Source organism: Pseudoalteromonas sp. SCSIO 43201 (assembly GCF_023716725.1).
GTDB lineage: Bacteria > Pseudomonadota > Gammaproteobacteria > Enterobacterales > Alteromonadaceae > Pseudoalteromonas > Pseudoalteromonas peptidolytica.
This window is the reverse complement of the sequence record NZ_CP072683.1, coordinates 3,878,071-3,899,132: the sequence shown is the minus strand read 5'-3', so window position 1 is coordinate 3,899,132 and position 21,062 is coordinate 3,878,071. Positions and strand designations below refer to the sequence as shown.

Genomic DNA, 21,062 nt, shown 5'->3' with positions numbered 1-21,062 from the left:
CGAGCGCCGTGCTCGCTTTATCTTGCTTGGTAACCATTTATCCGAGTTATTGCCCTTTCGTCGGTTAGATCACAAATACACCTGCTACAGCGTTATTTTACCTCCATCAACTTGGAGGTAATAACGATGTATATATACCAACGATGCTTTTTTCTGATACTAACGCTTAGTCTACTAAATCCGGCTTTTGCTGGTGCGCAGCTCAATACTACGTTACGAGCCCAGCAACAATATAGCCAGGCTGATCATAGTCAATTCTTTAAAACGATAGATGCTCATTTATCGTTTGCTGCTTTAGACGTGGATTATGAAGCGGGCGGTGTGAGGGTGGCGACCACCTTTAGTATGACTAAACAGCAGCGCACTGAAACAAAATTTACGATTTCAGAAGCCTATTACGACTTCTCGTTAGCTCAGTGGTTTGGCTCTGTAGGTAAAAAGAAAGTCGATTGGGGAGTAGGTTATGGTTTTCGTCCTTTGGACCTGTTTTCGCCGACTAAGTCCCTCGCGCTGTATACAGCGGTTCCTCCAGGTAGTTATGTAGTGGCTGGAGATTATTTTACACAGCGCGGTAATGTCAGCTTATTATGTAATGAAAGCAAGCGGTTATATTTAGACAAAGGGCGAGCCACAACATCATCGTTAGGTTGTGGCGGTCGATATTATCATTATTTTGATAATGTTGAATCTCAGTTTATCGCGCATTTTGACCGTCGTATGGGGTGGCGAGTTGGAGGCAGTGCAGTTACTGTGTTGCGTGAGGCAACCGCTTTATATGGCTCGTTATTGTGGCAATCTCGTTATCAATCTCCGACATTTAAACGTGGGTTGAATAACGCGTGGACACAAACTACTTGGCATGAAAATAGTTTGCAGGCACTGATTGGGGTAAATCACAGCATGATGGCGGGGGTGAACATCATTGCAGAGTACTGGTTTGATGGTCGTGCACCAAAGCAACATCAATGGCGTCAAGTCTTGGAGATGGGAAGTGCCTCACTACGAGGCCACTATGCGACACAAAACTTGTTTCAACATAATTTGATGCTGCATGTGCGAGGCCATGATAAATCTTGGCAACCGAGTTTTACGGCAGTGCTCAACCCCCAAGATAGCAGTATGTTTATCGATGGTAAGTTATGTTACTCTCAAATTCAGGGACGTCAGTTCTGCGCCGGTGCTCGCCGTTATTTGGGAAGCGCGCTTAGTATTTATGGTCAATTAGGTCAGCAGCAGGTGGCTTATTTGAGCCTTGAGATAAAATTATAATAACAATCATTATGTTGGGATCATCATTGTCGGTAAATTTACTGCGTCGTCATGGCCTGTTATTTACTATTTGCTGCATGATAGGTGTGCTTATCTACCTAATGGGGTGGTCAGCGTATTTATCAATTAGCTTATTCGTTTCTGTTGGGATTGGTTTTACAATCCGGTTAACACGTTATTGGTTAAGTAAAAACTATACCAATATGCCTCTATCTGTACAGTTTGTCAGCGCTATCTTTATCGCGCTTGTTTTGTGGGGAAGCGCGCCTTTATTAATGGGATGGGCACAAACTGTTTATCAACATAATTTGCGCCAATACATAGGCATAGTGGCTATGGGAGGCTTTTTTACTGTGGTGATTAGTTTTGTTTATTACCGCACTGAGCAAACCATGGCACTGAAAAAAGCGCTATTGCAAGCTGAGCTTGACCAAGCAAAACATGAAAAGGTGCTCGCTGAGACTGAGCTTAAGCTATTACAGTCACAAATGGAGCCACATTTTTTATTTAATACTCTTGCCACCATTCAAGCGCTGATAGACATCGATCCTAAACAAGCCAATGATATGCTCAATGCCTTGACTGCGTTACTTAGGCAAAGTCTTACTCATGCTCGCCGTGCTTGGGTCTCACTTGAAGATGAGTTGGCATTTATCAGGGCATATTTAGCTATTCAAGCGGTACGGCTTGGCGAGCGACTGGATACTGAGATAACCGTTGCCGACACTGTCTCTTTAGCAACACAATTTCCTCCCATGTTATTGCAGCCTTTGATTGAAAATGCGGTGATCCATGGTATTGAGCAACTACCGTATGGAGGAAAAATAACCATACGTTTGCTATCCCAAGACAGTACACGCCTACTCATCGTTATCGAAAATAGTATGCTTGCTGAGGGGAGTCAAAAGTCGGGCAACGGAGTAGCGCTTGATAATATAAAATGTAGGTTACAACAGATTTATCAAGGAAGTGGCTATATCGACATTTCACAACAACAAGAAACATTTTTGGTAAAACTGGAGGTACCTTTCAATGGCTCAGCAGTATAAAGCCGTTATTGCCGATGACGAAGCGATCTTACGCGCGCATTTACAAGCAAAATTAGCAGAAACTTGGCCTGAACTTAATATCATTGCGCAAGCTGCCAACGGTGAGGAAGCGCTGGCTCTTAGCGAAACACTACAACCGGACGTGTTATTTCTCGATATTAATATGCCAGCAAAAACTGGTTTAGAAGTGGCAGCTTTGATTAATCAGCAAGCTACGCACCGGCCGCTTATTGTGTTTGTGACCGCTTATGATGAATATGCTATTTCAGCATTTGAACATCAAGCATTAGACTACGTACTTAAGCCCATCAGTAATGACAGGCTACAAAAGACCATCGAACGAATAAAACAGCGGCTATTGCAAGCAAGCTCGCAACAGGTGCAGCTCCAACAGTTGTTGGCCTCATTAACGCCGCCAACAGCGAATGATTATTTGAAATGGATCCGCGCCAATAAAGGTGGCTCGATACACATGCTAGATATTAATGCCGTGGATTATTTTATTGCCGATAATAAATATACGGAAGTGTCGAGTGCCGGTGAGAAGTATTTGATAAAGACACCGATCAGCGAATTAGAAACCCGCTTAGCAGCGGAGCACTTTTGGCGGATCCACCGCAATTGTATTGTTAGGGTAAGCCAAATTGATAAGGTCGAAAGAGACGAGTTAGGTCATGTACATGTGCACCTGAAAAATGAACCCACGCAGCTGGCAGTGAGCCGAAAATATCAAAGCTTATTTAAACAAATGTGAGCAAACACCCTGCTAACATGTGCCAACCTCGGTTTGGCACAGCTTCTTCTCTAGTGATTATACGGCCGAACCTAAGTGTCTAGCTTGTCTTGTTACCCACAACGTAAAAGCGAACAATACACTTGTCGGCCAATATTGCCATTTATCCGCTTTTTTTACACTTTATCACTTCAACCCCACCGCCCTGTGTAAACCACATACACTGACCTCATCAACAGCAGGTGAGGACATACAAAGTGAAAACAAAAATACTATTAATATTGGGTGTAATAGCAAGTACATCAGCGTTTGCGAATATCGATGTCAGTGCGGTTTATCGCCAAGGCATACAAGGCGATAAATTACAAAATCAAACCGCAATAGCACAATTGCAGCAAGTATATAAGCAAGCCCAAAGCCCACTTACATTGGCGCTTCTTGGCAGCTTACAAGCAGCAAAAGCACAGTTTATAGATTCTCCTTGGCAAAAATTGCAACAAGCTGAACGTGGTGCAAGTACAGTAGCGAAAGCGCTAAAACAAGGACAAACATTACCGCAACAAGCGCAAAAGCAAATTGCTATCGTTGCTGGATGTACTTTTGTCAGATTACCAGAGACTTTACACCGGCATCAGCAAGGGATGTTTCTACTCGATCAGGTAATAGCAGCCGCACCGACAGAGCGCCAAGCCATACGATGCGCCATCGCAGGGGCGAAGCGTCTCCAAAATAAGCAAAAGTTTCAGCAATACACGGCGTTACTAGACTCTGAGCTGGCAGGTGAATAATGCTGAAATTTACACAGATCCATAAAACTTATAATGATAATGGTCAGCCACATACTGCACTTCAAGAGGTATCGGCAGAGATTAATGTTGGTGAGTCCGTGGCATTGTGTGGGCCGTCAGGTAGCGGAAAATCAACCCTATTAAACATTTGCGGCCTGTTAGATAGCGATTACCAAGGGGAGTTGTCCTTAGATGGTCAAATTGTTCCTAAGTGTGCAGATTCATTAACACAAATACGCCGAGCACATATTGGGTTTATCTTCCAGCGATACAACTTAGTGCCGGTGATGACGGTATTAGAAAACATAGAGCTGCCACTGATGATGTTAAATATGCCCAGTGCACAACGGCTGGAACTGGCTGCGAAAATGGCAGTACAGGTAGGATTAAAAGACCATATTAATAAACGACCTGATCAGCTTTCTGGTGGCCAGCAGCAACGAGTTGCTATCGCAAGAGCACTGGTAAAGCGACCAAAGTTAGTGATAGCAGATGAACCGACCGCAAATTTGGATACCACCACCGCGAACCTGGTTATGGACATGATGGCGGCGCTAGGTCAGCAGTATGGCACGACTTTTTTAATGGCAACCCATGACGACAGGATGCTACATCGCTTTTCTCGTCGATTCAATTTACAAGATGGTGAATTACAACAAGTGACTACGACAAACTCGTTTTGGAGGGCTGGATAATGCGCTGGTGTTACTTTGCTTTGTTAAATGTAATTAGAAATATGCGCCGCTCAATATTGGCGGTGACTATCATAGCGGTGGCGATGGTTGCCATATTAACAACCTCTGGTTTTGCGTTGTTTACTTATCAATCACTCGCAGAAAAAGCAGCGCGAGATGAGGGAAACTTTATTGTGACGCATCAAGACCATGAGTTAGAGGAAGACACGCCTTTGCAATATGGGCTTGGAGATATTAGCTCACTACATACTGCGCTGAATGCTGATGAAGCGGTAAAAGCTGCATTACCTCGAGTGAAGTTTAGTGGTTTGGCTTCAAACGGTGATAAAAGCTTAATATTTATGGGTCTTGGAGTAGACAGTGAAGAGTTTATGGTCAAAGGGCCAATCTTCAGTTTGTTGGAGGGGCGGTTATTATCATCGTACACCGATCCTCAGGCGCTACCACAATTGTTGTTGGCGAAGGGGCTGGCAAAAAGCCTAAAGGTCTCCATAGGTGATGTCGTCACGTTGATGACCACAACGACAAGTGGTGCCTTGAATGCCGTTGATTTCGAAGTGATAGGGATCTACACCACCGGGATCCCAGAACTTGATAAGCGTCAGCTCTATGCCGCGTTAGATCAAGCACAAGCTCTACTTAATACAGCAACAATAAGTTCACTGTCAGTCTATTTGTTTGACTTAGCGGCTACAGCAGAAACGATGTCTCACTATCAGCAGCTTGAACAGGATTATGCTTATACACCTTGGTGGGATAAAGCGTTTTACTATCAATCTGTTCAGTCACTGTATAACCGTATATTTGGTTTGCTTGGAGTCATGCTGGTGTTGTTAGTGCTGTTTGCAGTGTCGAATACGATGACGCTATCTGTTGCCGAGCGTACCCGAGAGATTGGCACATTAAGAGCGCTTGGGGTATATCAATCTGAAATTTTACGCAACTTTACTCTGGAGGCGGTCACTATTGCACTTATCGGCGTGGTGATTGGAGTTGTGGCTGCATGGCTAGTAAGTCTAGTCATTATGATGTTAGGTATCGAGATGCCTCCCCCTCCTGGTAGTGAGCAGGGGTATCCTCTGGTGGTGTTATTCTCATGGCATATCGCGTTGATGAGTGCGGTGGCAATTTTGGTTATTTCGGTGTTGGCAGCACTTAGAGCTGCACATCAAGGTTGTAAAAATACGATTGTGGAGGCATTAAGTCATGTTTAACTCAGTTATTTTAGCCATGTTGTTGATGTTATTGAGTGCCAGTAATACTAGTTGGGCGCAAGAGCAGGAGAGTGAGCAAGCGCTTAGCAAACAAGCTATAGCCGATGCTCTGAATAAAGCGGATCAATTTCGTAGTAAATATGACAATGCGAAAGTAGCGATTAAGGTGAGTCAGTATGAAGCTGAGCAACTTCTAACAGTCCGTGAATTTGACGTTTATACTCAGTCACAACAGCGTGCATTAGTTATTTATAAAAGTAAGTCTGAGCTAGGCCAAAAAGTACTGATGAAGGGTAATGATTACTGGATGTTTTTACCAAAAAGTAGACGCCCAATTCGGATCACTCCGATGCAAAAGCTCCTCGGCGAGGCTGCAATTGGAGATATCGCTACCATGCGCTGGAGTGATGATTATCAAGTCATCGCACATCATCATAACGCGCAAGGTATAGAAATGACATTGCAAGCAAAGCATGAGAAGGTGAGTTATCAGACCATCAAGCTGTTAGTGGCTAAAGAGAACTTTTTTCCAAAGCAGGCAGAGATGTTTTTAAATTCAGGACGTTTGGCTAAAACGGTCAACTTTACGGCGCGAGGCGATCGGGTGGGCAGCATGCTGATCAGAGATAAGGTACAGCGTAATAAAATGACCCAAGTGGAGTATCAAGATTTTGAAGCGATAACTCTTGCAGAAAAATTCTTTAACCCGCAAATACTGATCCGCAACGATTTACGCTTTTAAATCACCTGAGGTTAAATACAAGTAGAGGATTACCTCTACTTGTATATACAGTTACCTATTATGGCATTTGACAAGTGTGCTCGCGGCATGAGCGAGGTCGACCTGTCCAACAGTTGTAATCATCACTACAATAGTTACTACCAACAGGTGAAAGTGGTTGCATATTTCCACCAACAACTTGCGGTGTCATCGCTGCTGGTACTGACTTACCATCATTTGAAAGTGCTTTAATATTTTTTTTGTTTAATTGTAATTTCATGTGTTTTTCCTTACCAAAATTAGCAACCTAGATTTGAAATAGTTATTACTTCGCCTAATAAAAACGTACTTTGGCTAGATAAAGCCATCGTATAAGGCGAGCCTGAAAATACATACCCTATCCAAACCCAAGTTAAGTAGATGAAAAATCCTTTTGTAAATATCCTTTTTAATCACTCAAACTTGAGTGGTCAAAAATTAAACTAGTCCCTCATTTGGGGTTTGTCAACACTTTTGATTTGTTTTTTTAATTTTGTTCTTTATGTTTAATTTTGGTTTTTTTTGTATGTATGGTGTGAGTTATGTGGTTAGAATCAGCATTTGAGTTTATTCACATAACAGGTTAACTTACCTATAGTAAAGACAAATAAAACCACCATAGTGTGTTAACAAGGACAACCATGTTACTCCCAGTAGATTCAGAAAAAAAACATAAAATACAAACTCTTATTGGTGATTTGGTGAAGTTAGTCGAATCCGATCTTACAAGTGTTATGAGTAATGGGCTACTCAGTGGATTGGCTGGCCACTTATTATTTTTGTATCGTGCATCAGAGTGCTGTGACGATTGGGTCGATGAAGTGCAGTTTCATCAGGCTCTTGAGCGGCTGCAAAATGAGCTGGCTGAACAAACGCCCGAATTGAGCTCAGGGCTTGCAGGTCAAGCCTGGCTTTTAGAGTATCTGAACCAGTCTAACAGCGAAGAGTACGACCCCGAATTACTCGAAGAAATTGATAGCTTTTTTGCTGCAGCTCTAGATTTCACCCCGTGGACGGGGGAAGTAGAAATGGTACTCGGGCTGGGTGGATATTCTCCTTACATTGCCAGAAGAGCAAAACAAACCACTCAGACCGTTTTATTAGACAGAGTTGTGACTGGTTATGAGTCGTTAGCTGTTAACATCAATGAGCAACACACCGCTTGGTCTCAACCTGCACAGTCGGTATTTCGATTTGATAAGGATGATACGACGGCACCTGAATTTAACTTGGGACTTGCGCACGGTGTACCCGGTATTATTGCTGCGTTACTTCCAGCATTACAAGATGAGAAGACCAAGTCACGCGCTCAAACCTTGATTATCAACAGCTGTGATTGGTTGCTAGAGCAACAAACGCATGCCACAGATAGGGCTGCTTGTTTTGGTTCTTGTGCTGGCGACAAGCATGAATCTCGTTTAGGTTGGTGTTACGGTGATTTAACCATTGCACTGACCTTGGCCAGAGCTGGGCATGCTTTGGATAAACCCAGTTATCTTGATCGTGCGCTAGAGATTGCGCTTTTTAATGTCGACAGAGATGCAGAGCAAGGTCATATTAATGATGCTGGCCTTTGTCATGGCTTTTTTGGTTTGGTGACAATTTATCAGCGCCTAAATCAAGAAATGCCACATCCAAAATTACTACAAGCAGCGCAAACATGGCTTGATTATGGCCTTGCCAAGTATGAAGAAAGCGGTCTTAAAGCACTATATTCATTTAATGGTGTTGATCAAGATCATCAGCAAGACTTTAGTTTTTTAATGGGCTATGCCGGAATTGGTCTTGCGCTCATCGGCGCGCTAGACGACAACTTGGATTGGACTGATTGTCTCTTAATGAGTTAAGGAATAACGATGTCAGCAAAAATAACAACAGACTCTTTTTTTGTATTAAGGGCACCAAAGCTGCCAGTTGAAACATTATTTGATCAGCAAGACAGTAACCTTATGCTAAGCCAATGGCTTGCAACCCCTGGGGTGATGGAAGCGCTCTATGTGGCGAGTCCGTCATTGGTGGAGCGGTTGGACCAATGGCGTGAAAAGCCACATTCCAAGCAAGGCAAAAAAGTTGCCTTAGCCTTATTACGATATTTAATACGTATGTCTTCTAGGCCTACACCATTTGGATTGTTTTCAGGGATCCATACCGGCAAACTAGGTACTGAAACACGTTTAGTCAGTGACAGTGCACAGCGTGATACACGAAAAACACGCCTAGACATGTTCTTATTGTCAGCAATACGCTCACACCTTGCTGACACTGAAGCAAAATCAGACAACTTACAGTATCACCCAAATCCGTCACATTACTTTATTGCCGATCAATGCCGATATATTGAAACTTATTTATCCGATGATGCGATGCAGTATCGTTTAAGCGCTGTGGATAGTGACGAGTATTTCAATACGATGCTTGATTTGGCGAAGCAAGGTCTGAGCTTTTCACAGTTAGTTGAGCAATTTAAGTTGCGTTATCCTGATGCTGAGTATGAGGAAGTCACTCAGTATCTCGAAGCATTGATAGATGAAGGGGTACTTGTGCCTAATATCCCTTTACCGCTTACGGGTGAAAGCCCTGACACTGCACTTTTAAAGGCGCTACAGCAGTTTGCACCAGAAACTATTACAACTAAATTATCACAAGCCATTACTGATTTGGCTGCAATGGACGAAGCTGGGGAAGCAAGTCCGCAACAGTATCATGACATTTATCGTTACTTGTCAGAACTCCCCATCAAAGTTCAGGAAAATAAACTCTTTCAGTCAGATACTTATCGTGCATTTATTGAGTGCGAATTATCTCAACAAGAGGTGAGCAGAGTCACCAAGCAGTTACAGCTGATCACAAGCTTGAGTCAAACGAGCCAAAATAATCCGCTAGAGAAGTTTATCAATCAGTTTAACACTCGATTTGAAGGGCAGTTTGTGCCATTAGATGTGGTACTAGATGACGAATCAGGTATTAGTGTTTCAACTGAGACTGGCTATGATGCGCCGCTGGTGGGGGGGTTACAGCTGGGTAAAGCAAACAGTAACCAGACATCTACGCAAACCCAATCTGAGTTGGACTTTATTATTGAGCAAGCCGTGTCTATGCCCAGTAATTTAGGTAAAGACTGTATCGTGCTAAAAAGCAGTGAGTTAAAACAGCGAGTAAAAAATAAGGTCGACTATCAATTCCCCTACTCAATGGCGGTTATGCTGAGCCTTTTTGAGGACGAAAAGTCAAACTCAGTAGTCAAACTAAATGGCTGCTATGGCCCTTCGGCGGCTAACTTGTTAGGTCGTTTTTGTCACCTAGATGACACGTTAAACAAGTCGGTAGTCGCACATTTAGCGCAAGAACATAACCATAGCGATGACGTAATTTTTGCCGAAATTGTCCATGTTCCTGAAGGACGTCCTGGTAACGTCATCGCTCGACCACACTTACGTCAATACGAAATTGTATTTATGGCGGACAGTGTATTAGACCCTGAATACCAAATTCCTCTGCATGATCTTTATGTATGGGTGGAAAATAGACAAGTTAAACTTTGGAGTAAACGTCTAAATAAGCGAGTGATCCCAAGGCTTTCGAGTGCACATAACTTCTCAGCAAGAAGCCTCAGTGCCTATAAATTCTTGTGTATGATGCAGTATCAAGAAACCGATCCTCCAAGGTTTTCGATGCCAGCTAATTTGAGTAGCGCAGCTTATTTACCTCGTATTATGCTGGACAACCTGATCTTAAAAGAAAAAACGTGGCGAGTTGAACGTAAAGCACTAGAGGCGATATTAGTTAACCAGCAAGTAGATAGTGCTAAACTCGCACAATTAAAAGCACAGTATCTCCTTGATGATTGGGTAAGCTTTGCTGCTGGAGACAACATTCTCACCTTGAACTTAAATCAAAGTAGCATGGTCGAAATTCTGCTAATGGAGACAAAAGGGCGCACTGTGGTCGAACTAAGTGAAGTACTCACTTCACGCTTTACGTCCCGCGTGACCGATAAGCAAGGTCGGCACTACGCCAATGAAATCATTGTTCCTTTATTTACAGAGACAGCAAAACCATATCGCCATTATATTGAAAAGCCGCTAGAAAATATTACCGCAACACCTATTTCGCGGCGCTTTAGTGCAGGTTCAGAGTGGCTGAGTTTAAAGATTTATTCCGGTAATACGATTGTCGAACAGCTACTATATGAACAACTAGTACCATTGATTGAAGAAAATAGCGCGTTATTTGAGAAGTGGTTCTTCATTCGCTATGGCGATCCTGATTGGCATATACGATTGCGTTTTTATGGTCAGCCAGAAGTACTTTGTGGAGAGCTACTGCCAAAGCTTAATCAGCTGCTGGCGCCAATGATCGAAAGCTCGCAACTTCACAAAGTGGAGCTAATGACTTATGAACGAGAAGTCGAACGCTATGGCGGTCCACAGTCTATGGTGTTAGTTGAGAACTTATTTATGTTCGACAGTATACTCATTGCCAAAAGCTGCCAATTAGTCGAAGAGTTTGGAGAAGATATTCGCTGGCGTGTCGCATTGGCTTGTACTGATAGATTACTCTCGCTATTTGACTATGATGCCGAGCGCAAGCTTAACCTTATTTCCTCGTTAAGGGCAGGCTTTGGCAAAGAGTTCAATGAAAATAGCATGCTAAGAAAGCAGCTGGGGAACCGTTATCGTGATCATCAAACGCAACTCGATGATGACTTTGTGAAGTTACAGGTGTCGCAACTTGCTCAGTGTGATGAAACCCAGCAAGCTATTTTAGCGCTTTTGGAAGCTTGGCAAAAACAGGCTGAGCCGGTGATAAAAGAGATCCTCGAGCTTGAGCGCAGCGGTGAACTGAATTTGAGTACGGACTCATTGCTTAGCTCGTTGCTGCATATGCACAATAACCGTATGTTCAAAGCATATGGCCGAGAGCAAGAGTTTGTGATCCACGATATGCTAAGAAGAAAATATTTTTCTGAGTCTAAAAGTCTGTAGATTAGAGGGAAGTCTAGCCGCAACTCTCTCGTATTTTTCACTAGGTAAAGCACCATGTTGGTGCTTTACCTTCACTATGAATCAAAGTGAGCTTTAGCAATACTAGTTCAATGATGATAACTTGAGGCTGGATAAAAAGTCAGTTAATCAATTACTTTTCAAAATTTACTTTAATTTGCCTAGTCAGAGAACCTTGCGGTAATGATGAATTTTACTTTACTCCTGCTGGTTACTGAAGGTGTTCCCAACACCGTTAGCGCTCACACCAGTGATTAAAAAGGGAATAGTTGTTTGCAGCTTAAGCTGAATGCTTTTTGTAGTGATAGAGCTTGTTCCAATATGTGTTGCGTTAGAGGGTCACAACAATAAGCTGATAACACAACCTAACTTTTGCAAATATTCATTAATATTGCTGTATAAACTCACCAAAGAAATCATATTAAACATTATCTTGAAACCAGAATAAAAGCATAAGTATCATTAGCTTAAGCCTTTCTAAGGATTGATAATTACCATTTTTTACACTTTGTTTGTACTCTTTAATGGCTCTCATAAAGGTTCAAGGCTGATTGAGACTAAAACTACAAAAATAAACATAAATAAAAGGTGTAGACGTCATGCTTAAATTAAAACTTATAAAGAAAAACTTAAAACAGTTAAACGATAAAGCTCATATCGATGGATCGATGACTAAAAAGATTGCAGGTGGTAATACTGATGGTATTAAGACTACGTCACATATCAGTCAACCTGAGCCTGATCCGTATCACTCCAACTCTTTAACAAAGCCTCAGCTTTAGAAGTCTAGCAATGAATGTAAGAAAAACATTATTTGGAGGGTTCACGGCGTATTCTTTGATGGCTTCTGCTTCTACTTCACCATCCATCATTATTGAGGTAGAGCCACCTAGAATCGAACTCGTATATGCGTATGAGAATGCAATAGACTTTGAGTTTTTAGCGTCGGAAAATGTAGAGGTTTTTGAAGGGGATATTCTAATTAAATATCTCAATGAAAAAAATGAAGAAAAGAAAATAGTTGCTACATCTCCGAGTTTAGTCAAATGGACAAGGCAGCATAGTCTTGCTCAACAAAGGTTTAACTCTGGAGATTTACTTATGAAACTGAAAAGCAAAACAATTTATGGCGTTATCAGGATGCCAGATAACGCTGATGAAAGTTTTAAGGTTGGACAATTAGTAACGTTGTGTAATAGGGGAATGTCTGCAAATATCGTGATCCAGAGTAAAGAAAAAGGAAATTATACATTTGTAGCTAACGATGCTTCATTTGAATGGCAATCAAAAATTGGTATAAATATCAAGGAGGATAACCATGGTTGCGTATGATATTTGTTGCGTTAGTTAATATATTGTTTTCTTTGTTGTTTGGTGGTTTTTTAAACTAATAGTCTTTTGCGCTGTGTTACTATTGAGTTATTGTTCTTATCGGGTAGAATAACTCTGTGGGTATTTATAGCAAAAAGTAAATAATGAACGAAGTTAGTTTTTCAAGGAAAGTTACAGAAGTTCGATTTGGTGAATGGGTTTTAGACCCCAAGTCACAAAGAATATTTGATGGTGAAGTAGCCAGAGAATTAGAGCCGCTTATCTTTAAACTACTTTGTTACTTTATTGTTAATCATGAGGCTGTTGTAACTCGGCAAGACCTTGCTGAAAATGTTTGGTGTCAACGTTACGTTGATGACAACGCCATCAATCGTGCGATGTCTGAGTTAAGAAAAATTTTACGCTCAAATAAGCAGCAAAGCACAGTAATCAAAACACACTACAGCAAGGGTTATAGTTTTTTTCTCGAACCCGAAATTATTTACTTTGAAAACGTCTCAGAGTCTCGCTCTCAAGATAAGCCGCCAAAAAAAACATCTAACCACCGAATATTCATTTTCTACTTTTTATTCACCATGTTACTTGCGGGTTTAGCATCTGTCTTTATCTCATTCGAGAAACAGGGAGTAGATGTGAGAGAAGTTAGTGTTGATGAAAAAACGATTTCTTGGCTTGAAGGTAGCTATAACTCAATTATCATACATCCTTCTGAACGGTTTCTTGCTTTTGAATTTACGGCAGAGGGAGAGGAGTTTTCTAGTGTTATCGTCAGAGACCTAGTGACGAATCAAGAAAATAAGCTTGCCCACCCAAACGTTAATCTTTCTCCTTCCGGCTGGTCATTAAAGTCGAGTGAGCTTTTCGTCAAAAAGATTAAAGACAACCAATGTGAAATTTGGAAAATAGACTTAGAGGACAAAGAAAGATCTCAAAAGTTTATAATGAACTGTGACGAGCGACAGCGCGTCATGGTCGGAATAAGTGACGAAACAATAATTTATTCTAAATTTGGTTACAGAAACAATAATAACTTATCTACAGTCGTTATCAGAGACATAAAATCTGGTGACGAATATCAAATTACCTCGCCGAGTCTTAGTTCATTTGGGGATAACTTTCTTTACTTCGATGAGTTAGCCAAAAAGGTATATTTTGAACGAGTTCAGTTTGGTTTTACCGAATTAATGGTGACTGATATCGAGGGCACGGAGGTGAAAAGCTTATATAAAACAGAAGGTAGAATATGGAGAGTTAGCTACGACAAAGAGAGCAACTCGATATCGTGGTTTGATAACATAGATCAAACTTTAGTTTACTTTTCATTGAGTAAGCTTTCAGTATCCAAAGTTGAAGAATTAGAAAAGAAAAGCGCTTATTCATTGGCATATAACTTAAGTAATAATAAGATCATAGCTGTGAGTGTTCCGTATTCTTTTGATATTTATAACTTCGATTTAGAAGATTGGAAACTCAGTCCTTTACACGTGAGTGCGGAAGATGAGTTTAAAGCGGTCCATAAAGGTCAGTTCAGCGCTTATCTCAAAAGGTATAATAATGGTTTAAAACAATTAATAGTTAGTGGGCCTGAAATAGATAAGGACACGCCTTGGGAGGTAGGAGGTGCTCTAGACTTTGATCTTGATGAGAGGTCACAAAAGCTACTGTTACTATATAAAGATTCGTTCAAAGTCTATGACCTGATAACTAGAGAGTTGAAAGCAGATATAGCGCTAAAAAATCATCCAATAAGTATCGGATTCAAAAGTGATAGCGTTGTTTATGGCCTACTAAAGAACGACAAGCTAAGACAAAATCAAGCTTTTCTCTATGACCTAAATGCGATGAAGATGATTCTCTTACCTCTAGATAAGGTTAGTTGGTTTTCTCCTTACAAAAACGGCAGCTATGTTTATATTGATGTAGAGGGCAGTGTATGGATTAAACAGAGTGATGGGAGCACTAAAAATGTTGCCAATATTACAAAAAGCTACTTTAAAGACTCTTTTGCGTTAAAGGAAGGCGAACTATTCCACTCGGATGGAAAAAACATATTTAAATACGAACTCGAATTGGATAGTTCTCAGCCCAAACTCATTTCATCAGAACTTTCTAAGAACATGTTTATTAATGATATTCACATTGTTGATAGTAGCTCAAAGCTGGTTCTAGATATTGTTAGTGTATCTTCAAACTCACTAATTTATGCAGATATTAGCCGAGTTGGACACTAAGATAAATCTTTACTAGCAACATGTATTACCGTATGACTACGTAATGTTATCCAAGAAATCATGTGAATTATCAAAACTTAAAAATAACTGCTCGTTGATAGTTGCTATGAATTGGCGACTACCATAGTATCTAGTATTTGCTTTTTGTCTGTGCTTGTGCACTCATCTTTTGTTCTTGTAAGTGTTTTACGCATTAGCCAATGGTACACCCTATTTTCATTTTCTATCCTTTTAAATCAACGGTTTATATTATTTTCTACGACATACACTTCACAAAGTGCTAAGCGTCCTTTGTTGAATACCCATTTGAAGAGTTTTTCATATCCGCAAATCAACTTATACTCTCCGGTTGCATTGGCACCTAAGACAGTACAGGTCTGCTGTGTTGATGAGTTTATCAAGCGCATGATCTCCTGATTGATGTGATGCCACTGCTTGGTGTTTCTCTGTGCTGTATTTAAGGCAACACCTTTACCTACAAGGATCCCATTTTGTAGCGGAAAAAGTGTCTTAATTGCCTCTATGCTAATATCACGTCGGATAATTTTATTTGCAATTTTATCTTCTATTACACCTAGCTGTATGCCTTGATGGTTGCTTTGTATTGACGATACTTGGTTCATTGTTATTGCTTTCTTTCGTAGTTTGATAATAATTTCAGTATTAGAGTCTTCTTTTTTACTATTCATATCTTAACGTCTAAATTCCCGCAAACTATGGTAAAAACACTCTCTTCATGGAGTACAAAGTGGCAAGTAAATTTACTACCTGCTCGGATCTTATCGGATAAATCTTCAACTATTTCCAGCTCTAGCAAGTGTTTTTCAGTGTCTAACATGACTAACTTTGCCGCATCAAAGCCAAAGTATTTTTCCACATATTTATAGATAGCTTTAAATAAACTCTCTTTAGCAGAAAATAGTAATGTCACTAGATCGGAGTCATTAAAATTACTATGTTTAAAGGCTAATTCCTCTTCTTGTGAAATTACTAAGTCTCTGATTTCATTTGATATATCTTCTTTCATCCAGTGTTCTATATCGATTCCTAAGTATTCGTACTCACTTTCAATTGCTGCGGCACAGATAGCACTTGTATCAACATGAGAGATAGAGCCTAGAAGTCCTTCAGGCCAAATTGGTTGTCTGTTTTCTCCAATAGGTATTTGCTTACAACTCCTGTTTAGAGATTTTACAGCTTGCGATGCACAAAAACGGCCTGCTAAAAATTCACTTTGGCGACTTTTTACCGCTGAGTGAAGTGATTCAGGAAACTCGATACCTAATTCATCAAACTGCATTGAGCTAAAGTTATCACTGTTAAATTGGCACTTATAAAGCTGTATGTCCTTTAAATGTGGTAAAGTATACGACTCAGTGGCTTCTATAAAGGCATTGTTTATACAATGGCTTTCTGATATTTTACGGTTGTGAAAATGTAACTGTTGCATAAGCATCTCCATATTCAAAAGAACTACTGATCTTTTGAAATTGAAGGTTCGCACTTATCAACGATGCGACAGTATGCCAATGTATATAAGTCGCTAAGCAAAGCTGCTTGTAATTCTTGGTCGTTGTTTGTTGTGTTAGCTTCACTCGCATATGTATTAAAAGAAAGTAGAGTTGTTGCTAAGATTACTGCTAATTTTTTTGTTACGTTTTTCATGTGTTAATCCTTAATAATGGAACATAGTTGAATTGTTTAACTAGGCTTCAGGTCGCTCTCTAAAGCTCCATTTCAAGGTACTCAAGGTAGGATGATTAAAACTCTCGGAATGTTTTTGGTTCTTACTTTTAAATCGTGGGAATAGCTATTTATAATCTCGCGGAATTGTCACGGTATTGAATTTAAAGCTTTTTTTCTTGCTGGCATTAAAGCGGTGAGAAAAAAGGAAACAAAATCTTCTGGTAAAGGTATTGTTTGCGATGGAAATTAAGTGTGGGAATTGGGATGTCTTTGTTGATGATCTCGTTGTGCAGATCCACGATGAGACATTTAAACTAGAGCCCAAAACGATGGACTTATTGGTATGCCTGGCTAAAAATCAGGGTAATATCATGTCTAAGGATGCTCTAATAGAAAGTGTATGGGATGGTATGGTCGTCAGTGATCATGCGGTGACATCTTGTATCGCAAAACTAAGAAAGGTGCTTTCTCAAGATCAGAGTATTCCAATATATATTGAAACTATCTCCAAGCGCGGTTACCGTATCCCCAAGCAGGTATATGTTTCGATCTGCAATAAAGAAGAGGTAACTGAAACTACGAGCCATACATCGGCAACGAGTACGAATAATATCAAACTGATCAAGGTATCAGTCGTATTGATATTTGCACTTGTTGTTATTTTGGTGGTGTTTTATAGCGCAGATACCTTATCCATTGTTAAAGAGAACCATGTTGTAGAGAAGCCGTTAAAGTTTCAAGGTATGCACCCGGTCACTAGTTTAGAGGGGCCTGAGAAAACACCTAGAGCTTCACCGGATGGGAAGTTTATTAGTTACTTATCTTTCAACCTTGATGAGAAAAGGTGGGATATCAATATATCGTTGTCATCTTCTAGGGAAATTGTACATCGCATCTTAGACGTTTCTGAATTTACGGCTCCAGCATGGTCATTTTCCAGTGATAAAATTATATTTCATAGAATAGGAGAGGATTTTTGTGAAATCTATATAGCTGGCTTGCGTGAAAGTACTTGGAGTGAAGAAAGCGTTTATACTTGTGAACTATTCAGCCATGCTATGGATTTTGCTTGGGATAAGAAAATCGAACTTATCTACTTTAATGAAAAACCATACCTAACTGAGCCCGCGGCAATCTTTCAGTTAAACCTAAATACTGGACGAAAAGTACAAGTAACTAATCCAATCGTTAGTGGCTTTGGAGATTACCGTTTAAACTATTCATATGACTTAGGTCTGTTATATTTTCTCCGCAACGAGCATTGGAAGAAGAGCACTGATTTTTATAGCTTAGATCCTCTCAAACAAGAGATAACGCACTTATTTAAAAAAGATAGATTAATCAAATATTTTACGCTAACCGAAGCCGGTTATCCGCTGTTTTCCAGTAGCAAGTACTCCTTTGATTATTTTGATTTATTAACTACGAAACAACATTCTGCATATCGAGCTTCTTTTCCGATAAAGCACCCACAGATATTCGCTGATGATAACAAGCTGCTATTCATGGTGGAATCGATAAAAGGGAGAGATTTAGAAGTTTTCTCACATAATAAGGATGTGCCAACTGCGCTACTTAAAACCCTCAACACTTCTAGGGACGACTATAGCCCTAGGTTTGCCAACAAGACAGGGTTACTTGCGTTCGTCTCCAATCGTAATGGTTCACCGCAAGTGTTTGTTGTTAATATGCAAGGTAAGGTGATTTCTACGAGTAAGTTACCTGAAGAAGTGCGCCCAACAGGCTTAGTTTGGTCAGCAGATGATTCAAAAGTTTTATTTTTATTCGAACAAGATATATACTCAGTGAATGCAAACACTGGCGAGCATGAAGTGACTGAGTTATACCAACCTTATTACGCATTCAGTGATGTAGCTCGAGAAGGTCGTTCGTATTACCTGTCTTCCGACCATAAATTGGATTGGCAGATATATAAGGTAGGCGACAATCAAGTTGAGCAAGTAACAGATAAAGGAGGGTATTATGGCATCGAAAGTGATGACGGGAAGTATCTTTATTTTAGTAAGTTTAGAGCGAAAGGGCTCTGGCGAACCGCTATCGATGTCGGTAACGAAGAGTTAGTGATCCCCGATATTGATCTATTGAATACTGGCGGGTTTCAAATATTAGGAAAGTACCTTTACTATAAAGAAAATACCAAAGACGGGTTTATTGTCTTTCGGTTTGATACTGAAAATGATGAGCTAGAGCAATTTGCTAATATCAAAGGTGAAGTCGATAAAGGATTTAGCGTTTCATTTGATGGGAAATATGTTATTTATACAAATAATATGACAGAGGTTGAGTCTGACATCGTGATGGCTGAAAGGTTACGCTAGTATGTACGGTTTTCCTCTTTTGTTAATTGCTGAACAAAATAGATGAATGTCTCACGTGTGAGATGTGTTGTTCACGCAACATGGTGACGCATCATAGCACTTTCATTTAATGTGCAATAAATTTGAGAAACTAAGGCTGACGCCAAAAAAGATAAAATCTCGCACCTGACCTGAGGTTTATGTAAGGAATGAGCTAATTGAATGCTTTATCGCTCACCTTAATTATTTACCTAGTTTAGGGATACCGAGGAAAATTTATGGGTCAATAACTCGGCTATTGGAAGTGAATTTAACGCCTCTAGCGCTATGGTTGGATACCAAAGAGGCGATAGTTAGCAAAAGTGCAGGTATTAAGTGTAACCAAAACGAAAAGTTGTGCTTTATGTGCACGGACCAGGAAACCTTAGTGGTTTCAATGTTATTAACAAAATTTCACTATCTGCGGATAGAACATTTGGTTAAGTAAGTCGGAAACACAATGAACAGTAGGCTGTATCAGTTCACTATTTACAGGAAAAATAATGAAAACAATAGAAGTAAATTTTGACGGCTTGGTCGGCCCAAGTCACAACTTTTCGGGTTTATCATCAGGAAATCGCGCTTCACAATTTAATAAAGGACGCATATCCAACCCAAAATTAGCTGCCTTACAAGGGTTAGAAAAAATGAAGTTGTTGATGGATAGTGGTTTAACACAAGGGATACTTCCGCCTCAGCTGAGGCCTGATATTAGCATGCTAAGACGGTGTGGCTTTACGGGAAGTGAGCACCATATCATTGATAAAGTTTCCAAAATAGAGCCACAACTACTGAGCCTATGTTATTCATCGTCATCAATGTGGGCCGCCAATAGCGCTACAATTTCTCCCAGCTCTGACACGAGTGATGGTAAGCTACACATTACGGCTGCTAACCTTGCATCTAAGTTTCATCGGAGTTTAGAAGTAGAAGGTACAGAGTTAGCACTAAAGAAGATTTTTAAAGATAGTGATAAATTCGTGCACCATCCAGCATTGCCTCCTGCTGAGTTATTTAAAGATGAAGGCGCTGCAAACCAACTGCGATTTTGCAATGAGTATGGTGACGCTGGTTTAAACGTATTCGTTCATAACCAATGTGCAACGGTTGCGGAGAATGAAGGTAGACAGTCGCGTCAAGCGCATGAAAGTATCCGGAGATTACATCAGTTAAACTCAGATACAACCATCCACTTAATGCAAAACCCTGAAGTTGTGTCAAAAGGTTTTTTCCACAACGATACTATTGCTGTAAATAATAAAAATGTTTTTCTCTATCATGAAATGGCTTATATACACCATGATGAATTGACAACAAAGATAGCCGAATATTTTGGGGGTAGGTCAAACTTTTACCCTATCTGCGTACCTTCAGAAGTGATCAGCCTAGACTTGGCTTTGAAAACGTATATGTTTAATTCTCAGCTTATTTCTATAAATAGTGAACATATGGCATTAATCGCTCCGATTGAATGCAGTATGGAACCAACAGTTAAACAATTTTTGGATAGCATTATCACCTCTGATAACCCTGTGAAGTCGATACATTATGTCGATCTTAGGCAAAGCATGTTAAATGGAGGTGGGCCAGCTTGTTTACGTTTGCGTGTACAGCTGACAGAAAGAGAGCTCGCGGCGGTGCATTCAGGGGTTATCCTGACACCTGAACTGTATGCACAGCTTCGTCAGTGGATTGAAAAATACTATAGAGATCAGCTTAGTGTAGAAGATTTAGCTGACCCTAATCTATATGTAGAAAGCTGTGAAGCATTGGATAACTTGTCGCAAATTTTAGATTTAAATTCGCTTTATTTTTTTCAGCAGAGCGAAATATAAAAAGATATGGCACTCATTGGGGAGTGCTATATCACATACAAATTTAATTAATCATTATTTATCAATGAGTAGTGTTTAAAGTGTAACAGAAGAATTAGAACCTACGCTTT

At 40.3% G+C, this 21,062-nt stretch carries 18 protein-coding genes; 14 read left to right on the top strand and 4 right to left on the bottom strand.

Annotated features, from left to right (window positions below; genetic code table 11):
• Window positions 1-126 precede the first annotated feature (126 nt).
• The 7 genes from J8Z24_RS16725 to J8Z24_RS16695 all read left to right on the top strand — a co-directional run bounded on the left by J8Z24_RS16725 (window position 127) and on the right by J8Z24_RS16695 (window position 6,490).
• Entirely contained in the window at window positions 127-1,269 is a 1,143-nt protein-coding gene (locus J8Z24_RS16725; RefSeq protein WP_252095064.1) for a hypothetical protein, read from the top strand.
• A gap of 26 nt (window positions 1,270-1,295) precedes the next feature.
• Window positions 1,296-2,318 carry a sensor histidine kinase gene (locus J8Z24_RS16720; RefSeq protein WP_252095063.1) on the top strand — a complete coding sequence of 341 codons (1,023 nt, stop codon included), beginning with the start codon at window positions 1,296-1,298 and terminating at the stop codon, window positions 2,316-2,318.
• Complete coding sequence (locus J8Z24_RS16715; RefSeq protein WP_252095062.1) at window positions 2,302-3,072, top strand: LytR/AlgR family response regulator transcription factor; 771 nt, start codon at window positions 2,302-2,304, stop codon at window positions 3,070-3,072. Before J8Z24_RS16720 ends, J8Z24_RS16715 begins: the two co-directional genes overlap by 17 nt.
• Window positions 3,073-3,308: 236 nt before the next feature.
• Window positions 3,309-3,839 (top strand): hypothetical protein, encoded by a 531-nt coding sequence (locus tag J8Z24_RS16710; protein WP_128732793.1) that lies wholly within the window; start codon window positions 3,309-3,311, stop codon window positions 3,837-3,839.
• Window positions 3,839-4,534, top strand: a complete 696-nt coding sequence (locus J8Z24_RS16705; protein WP_252095061.1) for an ABC transporter ATP-binding protein — start codon at window positions 3,839-3,841, stop codon at window positions 4,532-4,534. Before J8Z24_RS16710 ends, J8Z24_RS16705 begins: the two co-directional genes overlap by 1 nt.
• Entirely contained in the window at window positions 4,534-5,748 is a 1,215-nt protein-coding gene (locus J8Z24_RS16700; protein ID WP_252095060.1) for an ABC transporter permease, read from the top strand. The genes J8Z24_RS16705 and J8Z24_RS16700 overlap by 1 nt, the downstream gene beginning before the upstream one ends.
• Window positions 5,741-6,490, top strand: a complete 750-nt coding sequence (locus tag J8Z24_RS16695; protein WP_252095059.1) for an outer membrane lipoprotein-sorting protein — start codon at window positions 5,741-5,743, stop codon at window positions 6,488-6,490. Before J8Z24_RS16700 ends, J8Z24_RS16695 begins: the two co-directional genes overlap by 8 nt.
• 58 nt (window positions 6,491-6,548) lie before the next feature.
• Here J8Z24_RS16695 and J8Z24_RS16690 read toward each other — a convergent pair whose 3' ends face one another.
• The gene (locus tag J8Z24_RS16690; RefSeq protein WP_128732789.1) at window positions 6,549-6,749 is read right to left on the bottom strand and encodes a hypothetical protein; all 201 of its coding nucleotides are present in this window, start codon (window positions 6,747-6,749) and stop codon (window positions 6,549-6,551) included.
• Between the two features lie 400 nt (window positions 6,750-7,149).
• On the opposite strand from J8Z24_RS16690, the gene J8Z24_RS16685 reads away from it, so the two are divergent.
• The 5 genes from J8Z24_RS16685 to J8Z24_RS16665 all read left to right on the top strand — a co-directional run bounded on the left by J8Z24_RS16685 (window position 7,150) and on the right by J8Z24_RS16665 (window position 15,074).
• Window positions 7,150-8,355, top strand: coding sequence for a lanthionine synthetase C family protein (locus J8Z24_RS16685; protein ID WP_252095058.1), 1,206 nt, complete (start codon window positions 7,150-7,152; stop codon window positions 8,353-8,355).
• 9 nt (window positions 8,356-8,364) lie between these two features.
• On the top strand, window positions 8,365-11,493 hold the full coding sequence (locus tag J8Z24_RS16680; RefSeq protein ID WP_176033042.1) for a lantibiotic dehydratase: 3,129 nt from the start codon (window positions 8,365-8,367) through the stop codon (window positions 11,491-11,493).
• A 617-nt stretch (window positions 11,494-12,110) separates the two neighbouring features.
• Window positions 12,111-12,293, top strand: a complete 183-nt coding sequence (locus J8Z24_RS16675) for a hypothetical protein (protein ID WP_128732786.1) — start codon at window positions 12,111-12,113, stop codon at window positions 12,291-12,293.
• A 10-nt stretch (window positions 12,294-12,303) separates the two neighbouring features.
• Window positions 12,304-12,843 (top strand): hypothetical protein, encoded by a 540-nt coding sequence (locus J8Z24_RS16670; protein WP_128732785.1) that lies wholly within the window; start codon window positions 12,304-12,306, stop codon window positions 12,841-12,843.
• 143 nt (window positions 12,844-12,986) lie between these two features.
• On the top strand, window positions 12,987-15,074 hold the full coding sequence (locus J8Z24_RS16665; protein WP_252095057.1) for a winged helix-turn-helix domain-containing protein: 2,088 nt from the start codon (window positions 12,987-12,989) through the stop codon (window positions 15,072-15,074).
• A 236-nt stretch (window positions 15,075-15,310) separates the two neighbouring features.
• Here the strand turns inward: J8Z24_RS16665 and J8Z24_RS16660 are convergent, their stop codons facing one another.
• The 3 genes from J8Z24_RS16660 to J8Z24_RS16650 form a co-directional block, all read right to left on the bottom strand.
• Window positions 15,311-15,697, bottom strand: a complete 387-nt coding sequence (locus J8Z24_RS16660; RefSeq protein ID WP_252095056.1) for a hypothetical protein — start codon at window positions 15,695-15,697, stop codon at window positions 15,311-15,313.
• A gap of 62 nt (window positions 15,698-15,759) precedes the next feature.
• The gene (locus J8Z24_RS16655) at window positions 15,760-16,524 is read right to left on the bottom strand and encodes a 4'-phosphopantetheinyl transferase family protein (protein ID WP_161972750.1); all 765 of its coding nucleotides are present in this window, start codon (window positions 16,522-16,524) and stop codon (window positions 15,760-15,762) included.
• Window positions 16,525-16,547: 23 nt separating this feature from the next.
• Complete coding sequence (locus tag J8Z24_RS16650) at window positions 16,548-16,739, bottom strand: hypothetical protein (RefSeq protein ID WP_147388745.1); 192 nt, start codon at window positions 16,737-16,739, stop codon at window positions 16,548-16,550.
• A 260-nt stretch (window positions 16,740-16,999) separates the two neighbouring features.
• Here J8Z24_RS16650 and J8Z24_RS16645 point away from each other — a divergent pair, with 260 nt between their 5' ends.
• Both J8Z24_RS16645 and astB read left to right on the top strand, forming a co-directional pair.
• On the top strand, window positions 17,000-19,099 hold the full coding sequence (locus J8Z24_RS16645) for a winged helix-turn-helix domain-containing protein (protein WP_147388744.1): 2,100 nt from the start codon (window positions 17,000-17,002) through the stop codon (window positions 19,097-19,099).
• A gap of 521 nt (window positions 19,100-19,620) precedes the next feature.
• Window positions 19,621-20,952, top strand: coding sequence for an N-succinylarginine dihydrolase (gene astB / locus J8Z24_RS16640; RefSeq protein WP_176033046.1), 1,332 nt, complete (start codon window positions 19,621-19,623; stop codon window positions 20,950-20,952).
• The last annotated feature ends 110 nt before the right edge of the window (window positions 20,953-21,062 follow it).

Coding starts and splice junctions, on each gene's coding strand:
- astB (WP_176033046.1), top strand. CDS start 19,621: ATGAAAACAATAGAAGTAAATTTTGACGGCTTGGTCGGCCCAAGTCAC.
- J8Z24_RS16650 (WP_147388745.1), bottom strand. CDS start 16,739: ATGAAAAACGTAACAAAAAAATTAGCAGTAATCTTAGCAACAACTCTA.
- J8Z24_RS16700 (WP_252095060.1), top strand. CDS start 4,534: ATGCGCTGGTGTTACTTTGCTTTGTTAAATGTAATTAGAAATATGCGC.
- J8Z24_RS16655 (WP_161972750.1), bottom strand. CDS start 16,524: ATGCAACAGTTACATTTTCACAACCGTAAAATATCAGAAAGCCATTGT.
- J8Z24_RS16705 (WP_252095061.1), top strand. CDS start 3,839: ATGCTGAAATTTACACAGATCCATAAAACTTATAATGATAATGGTCAG.
- J8Z24_RS16675 (WP_128732786.1), top strand. CDS start 12,111: ATGCTTAAATTAAAACTTATAAAGAAAAACTTAAAACAGTTAAACGAT.
- J8Z24_RS16660 (WP_252095056.1), bottom strand. CDS start 15,697: ATGAACCAAGTATCGTCAATACAAAGCAACCATCAAGGCATACAGCTA.
- J8Z24_RS16725 (WP_252095064.1), top strand. CDS start 127: ATGTATATATACCAACGATGCTTTTTTCTGATACTAACGCTTAGTCTA.
- J8Z24_RS16690 (WP_128732789.1), bottom strand. CDS start 6,749: ATGAAATTACAATTAAACAAAAAAAATATTAAAGCACTTTCAAATGAT.
- J8Z24_RS16715 (WP_252095062.1), top strand. CDS start 2,302: ATGGCTCAGCAGTATAAAGCCGTTATTGCCGATGACGAAGCGATCTTA.
- J8Z24_RS16685 (WP_252095058.1), top strand. CDS start 7,150: ATGTTACTCCCAGTAGATTCAGAAAAAAAACATAAAATACAAACTCTT.
- J8Z24_RS16695 (WP_252095059.1), top strand. CDS start 5,741: ATGTTTAACTCAGTTATTTTAGCCATGTTGTTGATGTTATTGAGTGCC.
- J8Z24_RS16665 (WP_252095057.1), top strand. CDS start 12,987: ATGAACGAAGTTAGTTTTTCAAGGAAAGTTACAGAAGTTCGATTTGGT.
- J8Z24_RS16645 (WP_147388744.1), top strand. CDS start 17,000: ATGGAAATTAAGTGTGGGAATTGGGATGTCTTTGTTGATGATCTCGTT.
- J8Z24_RS16680 (WP_176033042.1), top strand. CDS start 8,365: ATGTCAGCAAAAATAACAACAGACTCTTTTTTTGTATTAAGGGCACCA.
- J8Z24_RS16670 (WP_128732785.1), top strand. CDS start 12,304: ATGAATGTAAGAAAAACATTATTTGGAGGGTTCACGGCGTATTCTTTG.